The 18,744-nt window shown below is 69.0% G+C and carries 17 protein-coding genes; 8 read left to right on the top strand and 9 right to left on the bottom strand.

What is annotated here, in order from left to right; all coding sequences use genetic code 11:
• Positions 1 to 5 precede the first annotated feature (5 nt).
• On the top strand, positions 6 to 1,001 hold the full coding sequence (locus AC5W7N_RS19695; protein WP_036534722.1) for a sulfate/molybdate ABC transporter ATP-binding protein: 996 nt from the start codon (positions 6 to 8) through the stop codon (positions 999 to 1,001).
• Here the strand turns inward: AC5W7N_RS19695 and AC5W7N_RS19690 are convergent.
• The gene (locus AC5W7N_RS19690; RefSeq protein ID WP_194989916.1) at positions 959 to 1,315 is read right to left on the bottom strand and encodes a hypothetical protein; all 357 of its coding nucleotides are present in this window, start codon (positions 1,313 to 1,315) and stop codon (positions 959 to 961) included. The two genes, AC5W7N_RS19695 and AC5W7N_RS19690, sit on opposite strands and share 43 nt — an antisense overlap.
• Here AC5W7N_RS19690 and AC5W7N_RS19685 point away from each other — a divergent pair.
• The 3 genes from AC5W7N_RS19685 (at position 1,308) to AC5W7N_RS19675 (ending at position 5,154) form a co-directional block, all read left to right on the top strand.
• The gene (locus tag AC5W7N_RS19685) at positions 1,308 to 2,393 is read left to right on the top strand and encodes an Hsp70 family protein (protein WP_495921960.1); all 1,086 of its coding nucleotides are present in this window, start codon (positions 1,308 to 1,310) and stop codon (positions 2,391 to 2,393) included. The two genes, AC5W7N_RS19690 and AC5W7N_RS19685, sit on opposite strands and share 8 nt — an antisense overlap.
• Positions 2,394 to 2,549: 156 nt before the next feature.
• Positions 2,550 to 3,560: an AurF N-oxygenase family protein gene (locus AC5W7N_RS19680; protein WP_163814088.1), complete on the top strand. Its 1,011-nt coding sequence runs from the start codon at positions 2,550 to 2,552 to the stop codon at positions 3,558 to 3,560.
• Positions 3,561 to 3,567: 7 nt separating this feature from the next.
• A complete protein-coding gene (locus AC5W7N_RS19675) occupies positions 3,568 to 5,154 on the top strand; it encodes an FAD-dependent oxidoreductase (protein WP_495921959.1) in 1,587 nt (528 codons plus the stop codon).
• Positions 5,155 to 5,340: 186 nt separating this feature from the next.
• Here AC5W7N_RS19675 and AC5W7N_RS19670 read toward each other — a convergent pair whose 3' ends face one another.
• Complete coding sequence (locus AC5W7N_RS19670) at positions 5,341 to 6,102, bottom strand: SDR family NAD(P)-dependent oxidoreductase (RefSeq protein ID WP_194992594.1); 762 nt, start codon at positions 6,100 to 6,102, stop codon at positions 5,341 to 5,343.
• A 497-nt stretch (positions 6,103 to 6,599) separates the two neighbouring features.
• Between AC5W7N_RS19670 and AC5W7N_RS19665 the strand changes: the two genes are divergently transcribed.
• Complete coding sequence (locus tag AC5W7N_RS19665; protein WP_495921958.1) at positions 6,600 to 8,903, top strand: Hsp70 family protein; 2,304 nt, start codon at positions 6,600 to 6,602, stop codon at positions 8,901 to 8,903.
• A gap of 230 nt (positions 8,904 to 9,133) precedes the next feature.
• Here the strand turns inward: AC5W7N_RS19665 and AC5W7N_RS19660 are convergent, their stop codons facing one another.
• Together AC5W7N_RS19660 and AC5W7N_RS19655 are read right to left on the bottom strand one after the other, a co-directional pair.
• Entirely contained in the window at positions 9,134 to 10,675 is a 1,542-nt protein-coding gene (locus AC5W7N_RS19660) for a class I adenylate-forming enzyme family protein (RefSeq protein ID WP_228816055.1), read from the bottom strand.
• Positions 10,676 to 10,713: 38 nt separating this feature from the next.
• Positions 10,714 to 11,685 carry a phosphotriesterase family protein gene (locus AC5W7N_RS19655; RefSeq protein ID WP_495921957.1) on the bottom strand — a complete coding sequence of 324 codons (972 nt, stop codon included), beginning with the start codon at positions 11,683 to 11,685 and terminating at the stop codon, positions 10,714 to 10,716.
• 159 nt (positions 11,686 to 11,844) lie between these two features.
• Here AC5W7N_RS19655 and AC5W7N_RS19650 point away from each other — a divergent pair, with 159 nt between their 5' ends.
• Together AC5W7N_RS19650 and AC5W7N_RS19645 are read left to right on the top strand one after the other, a co-directional pair.
• Complete coding sequence (locus AC5W7N_RS19650; protein ID WP_194991445.1) at positions 11,845 to 12,426, top strand: QsdR family transcriptional regulator; 582 nt, start codon at positions 11,845 to 11,847, stop codon at positions 12,424 to 12,426.
• Positions 12,427 to 12,514: 88 nt separating this feature from the next.
• A complete protein-coding gene (locus AC5W7N_RS19645; protein WP_194991444.1) occupies positions 12,515 to 13,318 on the top strand; it encodes an HAD family hydrolase in 804 nt (267 codons plus the stop codon).
• 66 nt (positions 13,319 to 13,384) lie between these two features.
• On the opposite strand, the gene AC5W7N_RS19640 is transcribed toward AC5W7N_RS19645, so the two are convergent.
• Positions 13,385 to 13,804 carry a VOC family protein gene (locus AC5W7N_RS19640; protein ID WP_163814081.1) on the bottom strand — a complete coding sequence of 140 codons (420 nt, stop codon included), beginning with the start codon at positions 13,802 to 13,804 and terminating at the stop codon, positions 13,385 to 13,387.
• A gap of 89 nt (positions 13,805 to 13,893) precedes the next feature.
• Here AC5W7N_RS19640 and AC5W7N_RS19635 point away from each other — a divergent pair, with 89 nt between their 5' ends.
• Positions 13,894 to 14,859 carry a helix-turn-helix transcriptional regulator gene (locus AC5W7N_RS19635; protein WP_495921956.1) on the top strand — a complete coding sequence of 322 codons (966 nt, stop codon included), beginning with the start codon at positions 13,894 to 13,896 and terminating at the stop codon, positions 14,857 to 14,859.
• A 68-nt stretch (positions 14,860 to 14,927) separates the two neighbouring features.
• Here AC5W7N_RS19635 and AC5W7N_RS19630 read toward each other — a convergent pair whose 3' ends face one another.
• The 4 genes from AC5W7N_RS19630 to AC5W7N_RS19615 are packed head-to-tail and all read right to left on the bottom strand — an operon-like array spanning position 14,928 to position 18,730.
• The gene (locus tag AC5W7N_RS19630) at positions 14,928 to 15,785 is read right to left on the bottom strand and encodes a sirohydrochlorin chelatase (protein WP_495921955.1); all 858 of its coding nucleotides are present in this window, start codon (positions 15,783 to 15,785) and stop codon (positions 14,928 to 14,930) included.
• Positions 15,786 to 15,787: 2 nt separating this feature from the next.
• A complete protein-coding gene (locus tag AC5W7N_RS19625; protein ID WP_194991441.1) occupies positions 15,788 to 17,083 on the bottom strand; it encodes a sulfate adenylyltransferase subunit 1 in 1,296 nt (431 codons plus the stop codon).
• A gap of 1 nt (position 17,084) precedes the next feature.
• On the bottom strand, positions 17,085 to 18,032 hold the full coding sequence (cysD, locus tag AC5W7N_RS19620; RefSeq protein WP_171048372.1) for a sulfate adenylyltransferase subunit CysD: 948 nt from the start codon (positions 18,030 to 18,032) through the stop codon (positions 17,085 to 17,087).
• Complete coding sequence (locus AC5W7N_RS19615) at positions 18,011 to 18,730, bottom strand: phosphoadenylyl-sulfate reductase (RefSeq protein WP_163814077.1); 720 nt, start codon at positions 18,728 to 18,730, stop codon at positions 18,011 to 18,013. The genes cysD and AC5W7N_RS19615 overlap by 22 nt, the downstream gene beginning before the upstream one ends.
• Between the last annotated feature and the right edge of the window lie 14 nt (positions 18,731 to 18,744).

The following is an 18,744-nucleotide window of genomic DNA, read 5'->3' as shown; positions in this document are numbered from 1 at the left end:
AACCAATGATCACCGTGACCAACGCGCGCAAGAATTACGGATCGTTCGCCGCGCTGGACGACGTCAGCATCGACATCCCCTCCGGGGAGCTCACCGCGCTGCTCGGCCCGTCCGGTTCCGGCAAGTCGACGCTGCTGCGCTCGATCGCCGGTCTGGAGACGCTGGATTCGGGCGTGGTGGTGATCTCCGATCGCGACGTCACCCGGGTGCCCCCGCAGAAGCGCGATATCGGCTTCGTTTTCCAGCACTACGCCGCGTTCAAGCACATGACCGTGCGCGACAACGTCGCGTTCGGGCTCAAGATCCGTAAGCGGCCGAAGGCCGAGATCGCCAAGCGGGTCGACGAGTTGCTCGGCATCGTCGGGCTGGACGGTTTCCAGCACCGGTATCCGGCGCAGCTGTCGGGCGGTCAGCGTCAGCGCATGGCGCTGGCGCGGGCACTGGCCGTCGACCCGCAGGTGCTGCTGCTGGACGAACCGTTCGGTGCGCTCGACGCCAAGGTGCGCGCCGATCTGCGCACCTGGCTGCGCCGGCTGCACGACGAGGTACACGTGACCACCGTGCTGGTCACCCACGATCAGGAAGAGGCCCTGGACGTGGCCGACCGGATCGCGGTGATGAACGCCGGGCGCATCGAACAGGTCGGTACCCCCGAAGACGTCTACGACCGGCCCGCCAACGAATTCGTCATGTCCTTCCTCGGCGCGGTGGCCCGGCTCAACGGCCATCTGGTGCGCCCGCACGACATTCGCGTGGGCCGCGATCCCAGCATGGCGCTGGCCGAGCACGAGGGCACCGCGGAATCGGCCGGGGTCACCCGCGCCACCGTCGAGCGGGTGGTGCACCTCGGCTTCGAGGTGCGAGTGGAGATGCGCAACGCCGCCACCGGCGATCTGTTCGCGGCGCAGGTGACCCGCGGCGACGCCGAGGCGCTGCGACTGTCCGAGGGCGAGACCGTCTACGCGCGGGCCACCCGGATCCCGGAATTGCCCACCAGCTGAGCGCATCTCGGCCTCCGATGCGGTGGCGGCAGTGTCCGCTCGGCAAACCGGATCAGGTCATCCGGCGTGTCCGGTCCGCTTCCGTGCGCGCGCTGGCGTGCCCGCGCGGTGTCAGCGACGGCGCTGGTGAGAGCGCCGGCGGTGCGCGGATCGGCCGGTGCGGGGGAGAGGCGATAGAGGACAACCTGGTGTCCGGTGGTTGGCAGGCCGATCGCGGAATGATTGCCTGATGGGCGTTCGAAGCATGTCCGCTCGGCGATCAGGTGGATTTCGATGGCGTTTGGTCTCGGATTGAGCATCGGCACGGTGAACACGGTTTCGGCAGTAGCACAGCAGGATTCGGTGAAGGCGCCGCCCGGCCGCCGTCGCCGGGCCGCCCGGCCACCGGCCCGCACCCACCGCACCACCCTCGCCTTCGACAGCACGGGCACGGCCCGGCTCGGCATCATTCCCCGGCACGGCCGCGTGGTCACCGAATTCGCGGATCTGACCCAGCGCGGCGCGAGCGCGGCCCGGATCGGCAATCGCACCTTGACCCCCGCCGATCTGGTGGCGGTCGTCGCCGACTGCCTGATCGCGGACGCCCGCGACGACCTGCACGACGACCCCGCGGGTATCACGCTGACCCACCCGGTGGGGTACAGCGACCAACAGGTCGGCGAACTACGCGCCGCGCTCGACGCCGCAGGCCTGCAACGGGTGACGCTGGTGGCCGAACCGGTCGCCGCCGCCGCATGGCTGGAGGCCGAACACGGTCCGCTCATGCCCGGACTGGCCCTGGTCTACGACCTGGGTGGCGCGAGCCTGGATGTGACGCTGGTGCGGGTCGGGGCCGGATGCCCGGACAACCCGGTGATGGGCACGCTGCGGTCCCGGGATTTCGGTGGGCGCGCGTTCGGGGCCTTGATGACCGCGCGAGCGGTCCATGGCCGGTCGGGTGAGGATCCGGGCGGTTCGCCGGCGCGGGATCTGGCGGGCGAGCTGCGCGGCGAGCATGTCCGCGAGTCGCTGGAGTTGGTCTACCGGTGCCTGCGGCTGGCCGATGTGACGATGGCCGACGTCGACCGGGTGCTGGTGGTCGGCGGCGCGGCCCGCCCGGCCGAGGTGGCGCGGGTGCTGGGGGATGAGCTGGCCCGCCCGATCGTCATCGCCGCGGATCCGGAGCGCACCATCGCCACCGGCGCCGCGCTCATGGCCAGGCGGGCGGCCGCGTCGGCGGCGCCGGCCGAGCCGGTTTCCGCCGCTCGACCGTGGGTTTTCTCCCGGCGCGGTGCCCGCAGGAGTGCGCGCGTCGCGGCCGCGGCCGCGGTATCCGCCGGGGCCATCGGGCTGACCTTGGCCGTGCCGGGTGACGCGGTGTTCGCGGCGTTGTCGCAGCTCGGCGTGGGCTAGGGCGGTAAGCGGGACCTCTGGGCGACCGACCGGGTCCGAAGAATGCGTCACCGGATCCGACCCGCCGCCCGGACCAGCCCATGTTGACGTGACTCTCGGTTGATGTAACTATTGGGAACAGTAATAGGTATTCCCGACCGAGAGGCAGTGACGACGATGTCCGCAGCCACCACGACACCCGACACCGACCCGGTGGTCGCGCAGGCCCAGGAGTACGCCCAGAAGCTGCTGCTGCTGTCGGAGGGCTCGGTGAACCGGCACTTCGATCCCTTCGAAGACATCGACTGGGAGAACCCGGACTTCGATGCGGATACCAAGCCCGAGCGCTGGATCCTGCCCCAGTCCGCCGATCCGCTCGGCCGCCATCCGTGGTACCTGGCGCTCTCGGATGAGCAGAAGATCGCGGTCGGCAAGTACCGCCAGTCGAACGTGGCCAAGGTCGGCCTCCAGTTCGAGGCCATCCTCATCAGCGGCATGATGCAGCACGTCTTCGGCCTGCCCAACGGTTCGCCGGAGTTCCGCTACTGCTCCCACGAGATGATCGAGGAGCACAACCACACCCTGATGTTCCAGGAGATGGTCAACCGCATCGGCATCGACGTGCCCGGCATGGGCCCGCTGGTTCGCCAGCTGCGCCACCTGGCCGTCCCGGTCGCCGTGCTGGCCCCGAACCTGTTCTTCATGGCCGTGCTCGCCGGCGAGGAGCCGATCGACCACATCCAGAAGGACATCCTGCGCTCCGGCGAGGACGTGCACCCCATCATGCGTGGTGTCATGGCCATCCACGTCGCCGAGGAAGCTCGCCACATCTCCTTCGCGCACGAATTCCTCAAGCAGCACGTGCCCGAGGGCAACGCGGCCAACCGCTTCGTTCTCTCGATCGCGATGCCGATCATCATGTGGATCCTCGGCCGCGCCATCGCGACCCCGCCGCGCAGCTTCTTCGACGAGTTCGACATCCCGGAATCGGTGCGCAAGGAGCTGTTCTACGGTTCCAAGGAGGCCAAGCAGGTCTTCAGCGACTACTTCGCCGACGTCCGTTCGCTGGCCAAGGAGATCGGCCTGATGAACCCGATCTCCAAGCGTGTGTGGAAGCTGCTCGGTATCGACGGTCACTCGACCCGTTACCGTTCCGAGCCGCTGCGCGTGGTCGGCAAGGCGGCCTGAGGTACCCATGCCCTACGTTGTCACGCAGTCCTGCTGTAGCGACGCGTCCTGCGTCTACGCCTGCCCGGTCAACTGCATCCACCCCACGCCCGACGAGCCCGATTTCCTGAGCGCGGAAATGCTCTACGTCGACCCGCAGGCGTGCGTGGACTGCGGTGCCTGCGCCTCGGCCTGCCCGGTGGACGCGATCACCTCGTCGAAGAAACTGACCGAAGAGCAGAAGCCCTTCATCGAGATCAACGCGCAGTTCTATCGGCAGTCGCGGCCGCGGCCCATCCTGGCCAAGCCGGTGCCGGCTCCCGAGATCCGCACCGAACGCGAACCGCTGCGGGTCGCCATCGTCGGCTCCGGCCCCTCGGCCATGTACGCCGCCGACGAGCTGCTCACCCAGCCCGACGTCACGGTGACGATGTTCGACCGGCTGCCGGTGCCCTACGGTCTGGCCCGCCACGGCGTCGCCCCCGACCACGGCAAGACCCGCCAGGTCAGCAAGCTCTTCGACGTCATGTCCGCCCAGCCCGGCTTCGGTTCGTACCTGAATGTCGAGGTGGGCAAGCACATCTCGCACGAGGAGCTGCTGGCCTACCACCATGCGGTGATCTACGCCGTCGGTGCCTCCTCGGACCGTAAGCTCGGCATTCCGGGCGAGGGCCTGGCCGGCAATGTGTCGGCCACCGATTTCGTCGCCTGGTACAACGGCCATCCCGATCACGTCAACCGCGGCTTCGATCTGTCCAGCACGTGTGCGGTGATCGTCGGCAACGGCAATGTGGCGCTGGACGTGGCGCGCATCCTCACCATCGACCCGGAATCGCTGGTCGGCACCGACATCTCGGATATCGCGCTGGACGCCTTGCGCGACAGCCGGATCGAAGAGGTCGTCATCCTCGGCCGGCGTGGTCCGGCGGAGTCGGCGTTCACGGTGCCGGAGTTCGTCGGCCTGCTCGGATCCGATGTCGACATCGTCATCGAGGGCGAGCTGCCGGAGATCACCGGCGATCTGCCGTACCAGGTCGAGCAGAAGCTGCGCCTGCTGCATTCGGTGCGCAACCGACCGGTCGGGCAGCGACGCCGGATCGTCTTCCGCTACCTGTCCTCGCCGACCGAGATCCTCGGCCCGGACCAGGTCAGCGGTATCGAGGTGGTCCGCAATGAGCTGGTCACCGACGCCGAGGGCAACGTCCGCGCGGTGGCCACCGAGCAGACCGAGCGGCTCGATGCCGGGCTGGTGCTCACCTCGGTGGGTTACCGTGGCGTGCCGCTGCCTGGTCTGCCGTTCGACGAGCGGGCGGGTGTGATCCCGAACCTGGACGGCCGGGTGCTCGATCAGCCGGGTGGTTCGGTGCTGCCGGGCACCTACGTCACCGGCTGGATCAAGCGTGGACCCACCGGATTCATCGGCACCAACAAGTCCTGCGCCCAGCAGACGGTGCAGCAGCTGGCCGACGACTTCAACGCCGGGCGGCTGCGCGCGCCGTCGGGCGGTGCGGACGGATTCGACCGCCTGGTTCGCAGCAGGCAGCCCGATCTCCGGCCCGGGGGCGCGGTTTTGCGCCCGGCCGGACCGGTGCGGCGCCTGCTCAACCGGATCTGACGCGATCCGAACCGATACCGACGAGCGTGCCGGAGCCGTGTGCTCCGGCGCGCTCGTTGTCGATCTCGGGAGTGCCGGAACACGCGGCCCGTGGTGCGGTGCCGTACCTTTCACGTTCCTGAGGTCCGAGGCCCGCATCGCACGCATCGGCCGATGAGGGGCCGGTGCGTGCGATGCGGTCGCTGATCACCGCGCCGTGAATCCGCCGTCGATGGTGAGGGCGGCGCCGGTGACGAAGCTCGATTCCGGGCTCAGCAGGTACGCGCACAGCGACGCGATCTCCTCCGGCCGGCTGATCCGGCCCAGCGGATGCAGCGCCGCGATCGCCGCCTCCCCTTCCGGGGTGGCGCCCATCGAGTTGCGGAAAGCCGGGGTATCCACGGCCCCGGAAACCAGCGCGTTCACCCGTACACCCTGATCGGCCGCCTCCAGCGCGACCGCGCGGGACAATCCGACGACGCCGTGCTTGGCGGCGACGTACGGCGCCACCGACGCCATCCCCACCACGCCCAGGTTGGACGCGTTGTTCAGGATCGCGCCGCCGCCCGAGGCCGCCATGGCCGGAACTTGATGGCGCAGACCGTAGAAGACGCTGGTCAGGTTGAGTTCGAGCTCATCGCGCCAGGCCGCGCCATCGATGTCGGCGACCGGCCCGTACGCGGTGACGGCTCCGACATTGTTGAATGCGGCGTCGAGCCGGCCGAACTCGTCGGCGGCCGCCCGCGTCAGCGCGGCGACTTCCTCCTCATTCCGGACATCGGTGGGTACGAAGACCGCGCGCCCACCGTCGGTGCGGATCTGCTCGGCCACCCGCATGCCCGCTTCTTTTCCGCGCGCTCCGAGGACCACCGCGGCACCCTCCGCGGCCACCCGCCGGGCCACTGCCTCGCCCACGCCCGAGGTCGCTCCGGTGATCAGGACGACCCGGTCGGCGAATCGTTGTGCCATGGAATTCGGTTTCCCTTCTGGTACTTGCCTTTTGATGTGCGCTACGACGTCGTGATGACCAGTCAACCCGCTGCCCGCGGCCTCTGCTGGCGGGAATCGGCCGTTGCGTTGACGTGTCACCCAACACGGCGGAAGCGACCGCTCGGTCGAATTTCGATGCCCGGGCAACGCGGTGGTTACCGACTGGTAGGTGTGTACCGAACGACCGACCCGTGCACCCGGTCCCCTTGTGCGCGTTCAGGTGTCGAGATCGCCGAATGATTGCGGAATGCGACACGAGATCTCCGAATCGCATCGATCCAGGGGTCTGAACTCCTCGAGCGCGATGCTGTGACCAGCAATTTTGTCGAAAGGTCGCGATCGGTTGAATCTTTCATATCAAACAGGCATCCGAATGGAGTCGAAACAGCTAACCTGTGGGAGCTGTTTGGAAGACGACCGCGGCCCATGGTTCTTCACATGAGGGACGTGGTCTCGGTGCGTTGACGGGATAGCGAATGACTACAGGGCTGGGCTTCAGCATCGGCACAGTGAACTCCGTATCGGCGGTGGCGACCGCCGAGCAACCACGACCATCGGCGCGTACCAGGCGCACCACCGCCGCCTTCGACGGCAGCGGTGTCCGGCTCGGCGCGATCCCCGAATTCGCCGGAGCGGTCACCGATTTCGCCGACCTGGCCCGCGACCCAGACTCGGTGACCATCGGCGGCCGGATCTGGTCGCCGGCGAACATGATCGCGGCCGTGGTGCACAGCCTGCTCGCCGCCGCGGAGCCCTCGGCCGGTGTGGTCGCCACCTATCCGGCGGCGTATTCGAACAAGCAGGTCGCCCTGCTGCGGCAGGCGCTGGAGCTGTCCGGCATCGGCCACGTCGAGCTGGTGCCCGAACCGGTGGCTGCCGCCGAATGGCTCGAACGCGAACACGGCCCGCTGCCATCGGAATTCGTACTGGTCTACGACCTCGGCGGCAACAGCCTCGATATCACCGTCGTGCGCGTGGGCCCCGACTGGCCGGATCATCCGATGGTCGGGAAACCGGTGCGCTGCTATGACTTCGGCGGCCGCCCGCTCGGCGCGATGATCGCCCGCTACGCCGGAAGTAGAACCAAGGCGGCGGGCACGGTCGCGATGACCTCCATCGTCGACACCGACGGCCTGCGGGTCGAGCAGATCCGTGATTCGCTGGAAGTGGTACGGGCCGCGGTGAGCGCCGCGGGAATCGGCATGTCCGACATCGGTCGCATCCTGGTCGTCGGCGGTGCGGCGCGGCCACCGGAAGTGGCGCGCACGCTCGCCGAACTCGGCAAGCCGGTGATCATGTCGGCCGACCCTGGGCAGACCGTGGCGGCGGGCGCCGCCTATCTCGCCGCACGCACCGCGACGCCGGCAGCGCCGGGCGCGAGCTTCCATCCGCCGGTGTTCTCCGGCGCCGCAATCGTTTCGGCGATCGCCATGTCGGCGGCCACCATGTTCGGCAGCGGCACCGTCGACACTCAGCTCTCCCCGGTGCTCGACCGGTTCCCCCGCCTGGACATCCCGCGCGACGCACTGCTCGTGGAACTCGACGGCAGCGCCCTCACCGACCACGGCCTCGCCCGGCATCTGCATGCCGTCGGCTACGCGGCGTCCGGCCTCGCCAGGGCCGTCTCGGGTTCGCCCGCCCGGTCGACCGGCTACGCCGCGATGGTCTCGCCCTCGGCGTACTCCCGTCCGCACGGCCCGACCAGGGCCGAGAGCCACGGTGGCAGCCGCGGCGATTCCCACTCCGACACCCGAGAATGGCGTCATCGGACCGACGAGTCGCCCGGCACCTACGCCGACCCCGCACGGTTCCGCAATCCACTGCCGTTCGCCCAGCCCGACCGCACGGTGCGGCCGCCGAGCGATCCGGCCGACGGCACCCCAACGATTCCGGGAGTTCCCGGCGTCGGCGACGGGTCGAGTCCTGTTCCCGGAACGCCTGGTACGACACCCGGCGGGGCCACCGATCCCGGCGCTACAGTGCCGGGAACGCCTGCGGGCACCACACCAGGTGCGCCGGACGATTCGACGGTGCCCGGCGGCACCGCGCCCGGCGGTTCGACCGGTACTCCGGCGAGCGATCCCGCCGCCGGCGGGGCGGGTGTTCCGGGTGGCTCGGCCGGCACCGGGAGCGGAGCGGGCGATGCTTCCGGCGGCATCGGATCGGGCGGCGGTGCGTCCACCGATGGCGGTTCGGGCACGTCAGGTGGTGCGGCCGACGGTGATTCGGCCGCGGGCGGCGCGGCGTCGGGTGGTTCGACCGGCGCAGCGTCGGGTGCGGGCGCCGGTGGCTCGACGTCCGGGGGATCGGGTTCGGACGGTTCGAGCTCCGGCGGTTCGACCTCGGGTGGTTCTGCTTCCGGCGGGTCCGCGTCGGGTGGTTCGGCCACCGGCGGATCTGCCTCCGGGGGTGCGGCTTCCGGTGGCGCAGCGGGTGGCTCGGGCTCGGGCGGCGGTGCCTCGGGAGGCGGCTCGACCGGCGGAAGTTCGACTGGCGGTAGCTCTTCCGGCGGCGGTTCTGGCCGGTCGAGCAGCGGCGGCGCGCGCGGTGGCTCGAGTGATTCGGACGGCGGCAGCTCGTCGGGTGGATCGCGCAGCGGAGGGTCGCGGAGCTCGGGCGGCGATTCGGACGGCAGCAGCTCATCGGGCGGTTCGCGCGGCGGTGGGTCCAAGGGCGGCTCCGGCGGTTCACGCGGCGGCTCGGGTGGTTCGGGTGGCTCCGGTGGCTCCGGTGGGTCGGGTGGTTCCGGCGGCTCGGGCGGTGGTTCGGGCGGCCGCTGAGTCCTGAACACCCGCAGCAGGCGCCGACGGTGCCGCACCGGTTCCGGTAGCGCACCGTCGGCCGCTGGCTCCGGCTCCAGCGTCGAGGGGTTCTGGTTGTGGCAGCCGGGTTGTCGCCACAACGGGGAAGCAGGACCCTTCTCAGGTCCCGGTAGGTACCCGCCGCGCGGCATCGACCCCGTCGACGGTGATGTAGCCCTGTTCGGCGCGCCTGCGCTGCCGCTGAGGCGTCAGCGCAGGGGCGCGCCCCACCGAACCTGTTCGCGCAGTTGCGCCTTGAGTAATTTGCCGCCCGCGTTGCGGGGGAGGGGCTGGTCGACCACGGTGACGTATTGCGGGACTTTGAAGTCGGCCAGCTGCTTCCGGCAATGCGCGATCACGGTGTCGATATCGATCGCCGCGCCGTCGGCGAAGAGCACCGCACCCACCTTCTCACCCATGACGTCATCGGGTACGGCGAGTACGGCCGCGTCCGCGACCCGCGGTGCCGCCAGCAGGGCGGCCTCGACCTCGACGCTGGAGACGTTTTCTCCGCCGCGATTGATGATGTCCTTGATCCGGTCGACGATGTGCACGCGCCCGGCATCGTCGACCCGCACGACGTCACCGGTGCGTAGCCAGCCCCGCAGCAGAGCCGCGTCGGTGGCTTCCGGTCGATTCCAGTACCCGCCGGTGACATTCGCGCCGCGCGCCAGCAGCTCACCGACCGCGGGATCACCATCGATCGGTGCCACCGCGAGCCGCACCGACGGCACCGCGTAGCCGACCGAATCGGCGTGGGCGACGGCGTCGTCATCGGGCAGTAGCGTCATCAGTGAGGCGGTCTCGGTCATGCCGTAACCGTTGAAGACGGTCGCGGCCGGGAACGCCGCCTGCACGTCCCGGACCAGTGCCGGTGCGATCGGCGCACCGCCGTAACCGACCCAGCGCACCGCGGACATATCGGTGGTGGCGAAATCCGCGTGCCGCAGCATGAGTGCGTACATGGCGGGCACCGTCACGATGAACGAGATACGTTCGGCGGGTACGGCGGCGATCATCCCTGGCACGTCCCGTCCGGGCATGATCACCGAGGTGCCGCCGAGATACGCGGCGACCAGCAGTTGGGAATTGCAGCCGGTGACGTGGAACAGCGGCACCGAGATCAGTGTCCGCAACTGTGCGCCGATATCGCGGGGCAGGCCCAGGCAGCGAACCATGTTCTCGGCATTGGTCAGGAACGCCTCATGGGTGGTCGGCACACCCTTCGGCTTTCCGGTGGTGCCGGAGGTGTAGAACAGCGCGGCGAGATCGTCGTGGCGAAGTCCTTCGGCGACATAGGGCTCGCCATCGGGTAGCGGGGTGCCGGGTGACAGGTCCTCCCGCACGCCCGCGTCGGCGAGGACGAATTCGATTTCGGGCTCGGCCGAGCGGGTGTTCACCGCGACGGCGATCCCGCCGGCCAGCACCACGCCCCAGAAGGCGAGCACCCAGTCCGCGCCGGCCGGGTAGCGGATGGCCACCCGGTCGCCGCGGGTGAGCCCGCCCGCGTGTAAGCCGCCGGCGATGCGGGTGGCCCGGTCCCACAACTGGCGGTAGGTCAAGCGTTGCGCGCCCGTTTCCACGACCGCCTCGGTGCCAGGGCTGGTCTCGGCTCGATGGCGCAACAGGTCGAGCAGGGTCGCGGGTAGGTCGGTGTAGTGCGGCACGCCGTCGGCGTCGAGGGTGACGCCTGTGGTGTCGAACGGGTTGTGGGCGCGCGGGATCTCGATCACGGTGGTCTCAGTGGTCATGGTGTCTGCCGGAATTCGTCGGTGACCGGTCGGCGGCCTCACGCGGTGAAGTAGCGGCGCGGGTTGTCGACCAGCATGGTGGTGATCTGCTCCTCGGTGACGCCGCGTGCCCGCAGGGCGGGCAGCACGTCATCGCTGATGTGGGTGAAATTCCAGTTCGGCACCGCGGCGGCCTTGCCTTCCTCGCTGAACCAGTCGATGAAGCAGGCCGCGTCGTGGGCGAGCACCATCTTCTCGGCGTAACCCCGTTCGGCCAGCGCGGCCACCGTGGCGACCCGTTCCTCGAACGGCAGCAGCACGTCGAGTCCGAAACGGTCCATTCCGAGATAGGAGCCCGCGTCGGCGATTTCGCACAGGTAGTCCAGGTCGGTGCTGTCACCGGAATGCCCGATGACGACCTTGGTCAGATCGGCGCCTTCGGCGGCGAGGACCTTCTGTGCCACCAGCCCGGAGCGGGTGTGCGGATTGGTGTGCACGGTGATCGGCGCACCGGTTTCGACATGGGCGCGGGCCACCGCGCGCATGACGCGCTCCACGCCCGGCGTCAAACCCTGCTCCTCGATCGCGCATTTGAGGAAAGCCGCCTTCACGCCGGTGTCCGCGATGCCTTCGCGGATGTCCTTGACGAACAGCTCCACCATCGGTTCGGGCACATCGAAGAGCAGCCCCGGGCCGGTGTAGTGGAACTGGAACGGCACCTCGTTGTAGGTGTAGATGCCGGTCGCCGCGACGATATTGATGTCGACCTGCTCGTTGATGCGCTGGATCCGGGGCAGGTAGCGGCCGAGGCCGATCACGGTCGGGTCGACGATCGTATCGATGCCGCGCGCCTTGCACTGCCGCAACTTCTCCACGGCATCCGCGACCCGCGCGTCCTCATCCCAGTGGTTTGGGTAGTCCGGATAGTTCTGCTGGATTTCGCTGCCGAGAACGAAGACGTGCTCGTGCATCAACACCTGACCGAGGGCTTCGGTGTCGACGGGGCCGCGGACGGTTTCAACTGTGGGCATCGGGATTCCTCTGCGCTATCGCCGGTCGAAGGGGTGCTGGTGTGATGCGCACCACGCTTCGTGAGACACTGAAGGAGTGTGTCTCACCTGGCGGGATCCGTCAACCCCCACTCGGGGCGTTGGTTCGCGGTCTGTCCCCGGATATGAGGAGATGGACGGGTGATCGCTACTTCCGAAGGGCGTCGTGCGATCGATGCCGCCACGAAGCTGTATCTGGCGGGCGAACCGCTGGACATGTCGGTGCTGGCCCGCACCCTCGGGATCGGCCGGGCGACGCTGTACCGGCATGTCGGCAATCGCGACGAGCTGATCGCGACGGTGCTGGCCGAGGCCACGGAGCGCACCTACCGCAAGGCGATTGCGGCCGGCTCCGGCACCGGGGCCGAACTCATCCTCGATGTGCTGGAACGGCTGATGCGGGCGGTGTCCGGTTCGGAACCACTGCTCGCGCTGACCCGCCGGGAACCGCAGGTGTTCATCCGGCTGGCGCTGCTGCCCGGCGTCATCGAATCCACCTCGGCCCGGTTGATCGCGGAGATGCTCGACGAACAGCAGCAGCTGGGGCATCTGCGGTTGCGCATGTCGAGCCGGGTGCTGGCCGATGCCATCGTCCGCATCTGCGATGTGCACCTCTACGCGCCGTTGCTGGGTGGGGACGTGCCGCAGATCGACACCGCTCTCGACATCGTCGCCCTGCTCCTCGGGTACGAACGTCTGCCCCGCGAAGGGTCTGCCGACTGAAGGGCCGATTGTGCTGCTGGGTCACGAGTTTCGGTACTGCCGTGCGATTTCGGATGTCAAATGCGTACTCGGACGGCACAATAGGTAAGTGGAAGCCAATGGGGGAGCGCCGGAACTGATCGCGCTGGATGTGGACGGCACGCTCATGCCCACCGGCGAGCCGATCAGCGAACGGGTCGTCGCCGCGGTTCGGGCAGCGGTCGACGCGGGCGCGCACGTCGTCATCAGCACCGGCCGCACCGTGCTCAAGACCCGGCCGGTACTGGCCGAACTCGGCCTGACCGAGGGCCACGCCCTGTGCTCCAACGGCGCCGTGCATGTCGACGTCGCCGCCGGCGATCCGGTGGCCGTGCACGCCTTCGATCCCCGGCCCGCGGTCCGGGCGCTGCGCGATCTGTTCCCCGAGATGATCCTGGCTGTGGAACGGGTCGGGATCGGTACCTGGGCCACCGGATTCAGCCCCGGCGAATACGACGTCGGCGGCGAATACCTGGTCGTCGACGAGCACACCCTGTGCAGCGAACCGACCCCGCGGCTCAACGGCTGGTGGCCGGAAGGCTCCACCGAGGAGCTGCGCCGGCTGTTGACCTTCCTGCGCGTGCCCGACGCCGGCTGGGTGTACGGCGAATACGGCCCCTGGCTGACGGTCTCGCGGCTCGGGGTGTCCAAAGGCTGGGCGCTGGAACGGCTGCGCACCGCACTCGGCGTGCCCGCCTGCGCCACGCTGGCCATCGGCGATGGCTACAACGATCGGGAAATGCTGAGCTGGGCAGCGCATTCGGTGGCCATGGCCAACGGACCCGCCGAAATCCGGGATATGGCCGATGAAGTCACCGCCGACGTCACCGCCGACGGTGTCGCGAAGATTCTCGAACGCTGGTTCCGTCCCTAGACCGCTGCGGCCCGGCCCGCACCCATCAGTAGCGCGAGCCGGCGCCGCGTAGGGAGACCCCCGGCGTCAGGCCGGCGCCGTCGCCGGCCCGGTCTCGGCCAGCACCTCGAGGTAGTGCGGGTTGGACATGATGCCGAGCACATTGCCGAAGGGGTCGACCACCGACGCGGTGATGAATCCGCTGCCGTCGCCGTGCTCGGTGATCGGGTCGTAGACGGTGGCGCCGAGGTCGAGCAGCCGGTCGAAAGCGGCCTGTAGATCGTCGACGTGCCAGTGCAAGATCGCGCCGCCGGGGGCCTGCTTGCCGCCGGGTGCGTAGGCCCCGGCGATGAGGCCGAACTCCTGCTGGTAATCGCCGATCCGGAACTCGTAGTAGCCGCCGGGAACGTGGAAATACGGTGGGATGCCGAACACCTCGGTGTACCAGTCCTTCGCGGCCTCCAGATCGTCGGCGTAGAAATTCACCGTCGCCATGCCTCGCAACATCGTCTTCTCCTTCGGTTCGGTGTCGATGAATCCATCCTCGCGGTCAAAGTGCGCACCAAATGAGCACTTTTAGCGGCAGAATGAGATTCATGCGAGCCGATCGACTGGTGGCGACCCTGCTGCTGATGCAGAGCCGGGGGCGGGTCACCGCCGCCGAGATCGCCACCGAACTCGAGGTATCGGTGGCCACCGCCCGCCGGGATCTCGAAGCTCTGTCCGCGGCCGGTATCCCGGTGTATCCGCAACCGGGGCGTGGTGGCGGATGGCAATTGATCGGAGGTGCGCGTACCGACCTGAGCGGGCTGACCGCAGGGGAGGCCCGAGCCTTGTTCCTGCTCGCGGGACCGTCGGCGGGGGCGCAGCCCGAGGCGAAGGCCGCGCTGCGCAAGCTCGTGCGTGCCCTGCCGCAGACCTTCCGTGGCGAGGCCGAAGCCGCCGCCGACGCCGTCGTCATCGACCCCTCGCGCTGGGGCGCCACCGAACGGACGTTGCCCGCCGAGGTCCGCACGTTGCAGCGAGCGGTGGTGCAGCGCACCAAGGTTCGCCTGGATTACCGCACCCGCACCGGTGAACAGTTCGAGCGCTCGGTCGATCCGCTGGGTCTCGTCGACAAGGACGGCATCTGGTACCTCGTCGCGGGCACCGAACGCGGCAGGCGCACCTTCCGGGTCGACCGGATCGGCGCGATGGTGGTGACCGCGGAGCCGGCCGAGCGGCCGGCGGACTTCGACCTTGCCGAGGCCTGGGAACAGGTGGTCGAGGAGGTGGAGCGGCAGCGTTCGACCGTCGCCGCGACCGTGCTCATCAGCGAGCGGCTGCTCCCGATCCTGCAGGACCAGCAGGGGCGGCACTGCGTGGTCGACGGCCCGATCGAGGACGGGCGCGTTCGGGCCAGGGTCACCGCGCCGACGGCGTGGATGGTCGCTCAGCAGCTGGCCGGATGGGGCGATTCGATCGAGGTGATCGGGCCTGCGGACGTCCGCGCCGAGCTGGCCCGGATCGGCGCGCAACTGGTCGGCCGCTACGCCGGGGGCGGTGCCGGCGCCCTGCCGTGAGAGCTACTCGAGGCGGCTATCCGTGACACCACCGAAGCGCCGTTCTGCCGCACGAACTGCCGGGCGGTTCAGGCTGTGCGCAGAACGGACGCATCGGCCGCCGCGTGGTAGCGGTCGAGCACGATGTCGATCAGCGCCGAATGTGGTCCGAGGACCTGCGCGTGCACAAGGTCGGGCGCCTGCTTCATCAGTCGATCGGTGAGCAGGCCCGGTGCGAGGAACCACGGAGCCACAAGTAGGTGTTCCGCGCCGCGTGCACGCAACCGGGCCGCCGCCTCGGTGACCGAGGGCCCGGTGGTGGCGAAGCAGATCTCGGTCGACCAGCCGGTCATCGCCGCCAGCGATCGAGCGACCTCGGCGGTTCGGACATTCGCCGCGGCCGAGGACGAACCCACGGCGGCGACGGCGATGCCGAGCCGGGAATCGGGCAGGGCGCCGGCGTGACTGGTGCCCTCGCCACTGCCGCGCGGGCCGCGCATGGGCACAGCGCTGGTCCGAGCTGCGCCGACAACCGCGTGATCCGCGGCGATGACCCGGTCCCGCAAGGCCGAGACGAGCCGTGCGTCGGCTCCGAGGACGTCGGCCTGGATCAGCTCGAGCCGCGGATGCCGTGCGGCCGCGACCGCGAGCAACCCGGGCAGATCCACCCGGGCGTGAAAGGCGTTGCCGAGCAACAACGGCACGATGATCGCGCGCGTATGCCCCTGCGCCGCCACGGCATCGATCACCTGATCCACCGACGGTGCGTTCAGATCCAGAAAGGCAAGTCGCACATCCAGATCCGGGCGGGCTGCCGCGATCTGCTCGGTGACCGCCGTCATGGTGGCGGCCGAGCGCGGGTCGCGGCTACCGTGCGCGACCGCGATCAGTGCGGGCGCTCGGAAGCCCGCACCGTGCCCGATCCTCGCGTGGGTAGCCGCAGGCATCGTCAGGCCCCGGTTCCGACCTCGACCGCGGTGAGCGCGTCGCCCACCAGCCCCGCGGCCAGGGTGTTGCCGCCGGCCGGATCGATCAGCAGGAAGCTGCCGGTGTGCCGGTTGACCCGGTAGTCGTCGGCCGCGATCGGCTCGGCGACTCGCACGGAAATGCGCCCGATGTCGTTGAGCTCCAGCGATTCCGGGCTCGGCGCAGCCGACAGCCGCTGCTCGTCGAAGCGCTCGATCAGCTCACCGACGATCGCCTGGGTGGTTTTGGTGCCGTGCTTGAGCAGCAGCCGGGCGCCGGGGCGCAGCGGCTTGTCACCCAGCCAGCAGACGGTGGCGTCGAAGGTATCGATCGGCTCCGGCGCGTCGGCGGGGGAGGCGATGAGATCGCCGCGCGAGATATCCACCTCGTCGGCCAGGATCAGCGTGACGCTGCGACCGGGCTGTGCGACGGCCAGTTCACCGTCGGGGGTGTCGATGCGTTCGACGCTGGTGCGGATGCCGGAGGGCAGCACCACCACCTCGTCGCCGGGCGCGACCGAACCGGCCGCGATCTGGCCCGCGTAGCCGCGGTAATCGGGGTACTCGGCGGTGCGCGGCCGGATGACGTACTGCACCGGGAACCGCAGGCCCAGCGAATGCGTGCCCGAGCTGTCGGCGTCGACCGGCACCGATTCCAGGTGCTCGATCAGCGAGGGCCCGTCGTAGTACGGGGTGTTGTCCGACCGAGTGGCGATATTGTCGCCGTGCAACGCCGAGACCGGGATCTCCAGCACGTCCTCGCTCGACCAGCCGAGCGTGCTGGTGAGCTTGTTGAACTCGGCGGAGATCTCGGCGAACACCGTTGCCGCGTCGTCGACCAGGTCGATCTTGTTCACCGCGAGCACCAGCTTCGGCACACCGAGCAGCGCGAGCACCGCGGCGTGGCGGCGAGTCTGCTCGATGACGCCCTTACGCGCGTCCACCAGCAGGATCACCAGCTGCGCGGTCGACGCACCGGACACGGTGTTGCGGGTGTACTGCACGTGGCCGGGGGTGTCGGCCAGCACGAACGAACGCTTCGGCGTCGCGAAGTACCGGTAGGCGACGTCGATGGTGATGCCCTGTTCGCGCTCGGCGCGCAGACCGTCCACCAGCAGCGAGAGGTCCGGCGTGGACAGACCCTTGTCCACCGACGCGCGAGTGACGGCGTCGATCTGGTCGGCCAGCACGGATTTGGTGTCGTAGAGCAGACGTCCGACCAGGGTGGACTTACCGTCGTCGACAGAACCGGCGGTGGCCAGCCTCAATAGGTCGGACATGTCAGAAATATCCCTCTCGCTTGCGGTCTTCCATGGCGGCCTCGGAGACGCGGTCGTCACCGCGAGTAGCCCCACGTTCGGTGAGTCGTGATGCGGCGACCTCGGCGAGGATCGCCTCGTTGTCGGCGGCGTCGGACAGGATGGCGCCGGTGGTGGAGCCGTCGCCGACGGTGCGGTAGCGCACCGAGCGGGTCTCGAGCACCTCACCCTCGGCCGGGCCGCCCCACACGCCCGGCGTCATCCACATGCCGTCGCGCTGGTAGACCGGGCGCTCGTGGGCGTAGTAGATGCTGGCCAGGTCGACGTTCTCGCGGGCGATGTAGCGCCAGATGTCGAGCTCGGTCCAGTTGCTCAGCGGGAAAACCCGCACGTGCTCACCCGGTGCGTGGCGGCCGTTGTAGAGGTTCCACAGTTCCGGGCGCTGCCGCTTCGGGTCCCACTGGCCGAAGGCATTGCGCAGCGAGAAGATCCGCTCCTTGGCGCGCGAGCGTTCCTCGTCGCGGCGGCCGCCGCCGAAGACGGCGTCGAAACGGTTCTCGCTGATCGCGTCCAGCAGCGGAACGGTCTGCAGCGGGTTGCGGATGCCGTCGGGACGCTCGGTGAGCCTGCCGTCGGCCAGGTAGTCCTCCACCTTCGCCACATGCAGGCGCAGGCCGTAGCGCTCGACCACCTTGTCGCGGAACTCCAGCACCTCGGGCAGATTGTGCCCGGTGTCCACGTGCAGCAGCGCGAACGGCAGCGGCGCGGGCCAGAAGGCCTTGAGCGCCAGATGCAGCAGGACCGTGGAGTCCTTACCGCCGGAGAACAGGATGACCGGACGCTCGAATTCGCCCGCCACCTCGCGGAAGATATGGATCGATTCCGATTCCAGCGCCGCGAGGGTGTCGAAATCGGTGAGGCCGAGGGAACGTTCGCTGATTGTTTCGGTCATGAGCTGTGCAACCCGCATTCGGTCTTGGCGAGGCCGGCCCAACGGCCGCTTCGCGGATCGGATCCCGGCTCCGGCTTCCGCGTGCACGGAGCGCAGCCGATGGACGGATATCCCTCTTCCACCAGAGGATTGACGAGGATCGAGTGCTTTTCGATGTAGTCCTGCATCTCGTCGTCGGACCACGGCGCGATCGGGTTGATCTTCACCAGGCCGAACGCCTCGTCGAAGGAGATGAGCGGTGCGTTGGCCCTGGTCGGCGCCTCCACCCGGCGGATGCCGGTCACCCAGGCGTTGTAGCCGGCCAGCGACTTCTTCAGCGGCACCACCTTGCGCAACCGGCAGCATTCGCCCGGATCGCGCGCGAACAGGTCCTTGCCGAGCAGCTGATCCTGTTCGGTGACCGAATGCTCGGGGCGCACGTTGATCACGTTCACCCCGTACACCGCCTCCACCGCGTCACGGGTGCCGATGGTCTCGGCGAAGTGGTACCCGGTGTCGAGGAACAGCACGTCCACGCCGGAACGCACCTGCGCGGCCAGATGGACCAGCACACCGTCCTGCATGTTCGAGGCCACGATGTAGCCGGTGCCGAAGGTCTCCTCGGTCCAGCGCAGCAGGTCGAGCGCCGACGCGTCCTGGCCGAGCTCGGCGGCACCGCGTTCGGCGATGGCGCGCAGCTCGTCCTCGGACAGCTTGTTCGCGAGTTGTGTTGTCACTGTTGATCTCCCGT

It is taken from the genome of Nocardia sp. CDC519, from assembly GCF_059509835.1.
Note: the sequence above shows the minus strand (reverse complement) of the source record. Positions and strands in the feature narration are given on the sequence as shown.